We start from the raw sequence: 2,088 nt of genomic DNA, 5'->3' as shown, positions 1-2,088 counted from the left end.
GGCCCGCCTCGCCCGCGTTCCGGCGCTGTGCCACGTGCACGAGGCCGAGGAGGGCGTGCCCCGTCCGGTGCGCGCGGCGCTGGCGGCGCCGCTGCGGCTGGCCCGCTCGGTCCTGGTCAACAGCCGGGCGAGCGCGGCCGCGCTCGGCCCGGTCGGGCGCCGCGCGCAGATCGTCTACAACGGGGTGGCCGAACCCGACCCCGCCCAGGTGACCGAGCCGCGGTCCGTCCTCGAGCCGCCGGTGCGGGTGACCTTGGTCGGGCGGCTGTCGCCGCGCAAGGGCTCGGACGTGGCGGTGCGCGCCGTCCGGCTGCTGCGCGAGCGCGGCCGCGACGTGACCCTGACGCTCGTCGGCGACGTCTTCTCCGGCTACGAGTGGTACGAGGAGGAGCTGCGGACGCTGGCGGCCGGCGACCCGTCGGTGGAGTTCGCCGGCTTCCGCCCCTCGGTCTGGGAGTCGTTCGCCGCCGCGGACGTGGCGATCGTGCCGTCCCGGGTCGAGCCGTTCGGCAACGTCGCCGTCGAGGCGATGCTGGCCGGGCGCCCCGTGGTGGCCAGCGCCACCCAGGGGCTGGTCGAGATCGTCACCGACGGCGAGAACGGCGTGCTCGTGCCCCCGGACGACCCCGCCGCCCTGGCCGACGGCATCGCCCGCCTCCTGGACGACTGGGACGGCGCCCTGGCCATGGCCAAGCGGGCCCGCGAGGACGCCGCGCGGCGTTTCGGCGAGGACCGCTACCACCGCGAGCTGCGCGACGCCGTCCGCGTCCTCGTCGGCTCCCGAACCGCCCCCGTTTCCGACGTCACCACATCCGACTCCCCGAGGACCCAGAGCAGCCGATGACAGCACAGACCCCCGTTCCGGCCTCCGTCCCGGCCACGCCGGAGATCAGCCTCGTCGAGGCGGTGTGGCGCTTCCGGACGATGTCGCTCATCATCGTGCTCGTGTCCGTGCTGGTCTCGGCGGCGGTCACGCAGCTGCTGCTGGGCGGCGCCACGGCCACCGCGCGCTTCGCCGTCACCGACCCGACCAACAAGAACAACGTGCTGCGGATGGGCGTCGTGTCGGGGCAGGGCTTCGCCACCTACACCGCCCAGCGCGCCGCGTTCGCCGGGTCCACGCCGGTGCTCACCAAGGCCACCGAGATCATCAAGCGCAAGGGCGGCCCGGCTCTGACCAGCGCGCAGCTGCGCGGCCGGGTCTCCACCTCCAGCAAGTCCGACGGCGGCGTGGTCATCGTCGAGGCCAAGGGCTCGGACATGCGCGAGGCGGCGATGGTCGCCAACGCGGTGGTGGCCGCCTACCAGGAGGTGACGGTCGCCACCAACGTCGAGAAGCTGGACCGGCAGCTCAAGACCATCCAGCAGACCCAGCAGCAGGTCCAGCAGCAGCTGGAGGCCACGCCCGTCAACAGCCGCAACTACCGGCTGCTGTCCAACCGGCTGACCAAGCTGCAGGCCGACGAGAGCGGCGTGCTGTCGGCGCGCGCCAACACCAACGACGGCGTGCAGTTCGTCGACACCGCCGACCCGAACGCCTCCGAGCCGAGCAAGCTGCCGCGCAACGCCGCCATCGGGTTCGCCATCGGTCTGATCATCGCGTGCGTGGCGTCGTTCCTGCGGGCCGCCTCGTCGCTGCGCCCGCGCCGCGCGGAGGCCGTCGCCGCGGGGGGCCCGGGCGACCACGGCGACCAGGCGGGCGCCGTGCCGCCCGTGCCGCCGGAGCCGGCGCGCCGGTCGCGCGGCCGGTCCGCGCCGGTGGACCCGGCGGCCGACCGCGGCGGACGGGCGTGGTCCGACGACGGGCCGAAGGCGCCGGTGCCGCCGCCCCTCGCCTCGACCGGCCGGGGCGAGCTGAACGGCTCCCGGAACGGACGGTCGGCGGCCCGGGGCGACGGCCGCCGTGCGGCGCGGACGGGCCGTCGGGGCGCCGCGAGCGGGGACGTCGGACCCGGGGCGTCCCGTGACGTGCCGCCGGCGCCCCCGTCCTCCGGACGGATGGCGCGCACGGGGGCGTCCAAGTCGGCGGCCGCCAAGCCGGCCGCGGGCGCGTCCGCCGCGGGCAAGCGCGCCGACGGCGCCGCCGAC

2 protein-coding genes are annotated in these 2,088 nt (G+C 76.3%); both read left to right on the top strand.

Annotation, left to right across the window (positions count from 1 at the left end):
* Window positions 1–844: glycosyltransferase family 4 protein (locus tag AR3_RS28945; RefSeq protein ID WP_067918797.1), on the top strand; the 844-nt coding region annotated here is incomplete at its 5' end.
* On the top strand, window positions 841–2,088 hold a 1,248-nt coding region (locus tag AR3_RS28940), incomplete at its 3' end, for a YveK family protein (protein WP_157406842.1). The genes AR3_RS28945 and AR3_RS28940, both read left to right, overlap by 4 nt.

This window comes from Actinomadura rubrobrunea NBRC 15275, from assembly GCF_001552235.1.
Taxonomy (GTDB): Bacteria; Actinomycetota; Actinomycetes; order Streptosporangiales; family Streptosporangiaceae; genus Spirillospora; species Spirillospora viridilutea.
The sequence above is the reverse complement of the archived record's forward strand: the minus strand, read 5'-3'. Positions and strand labels throughout refer to the sequence as shown.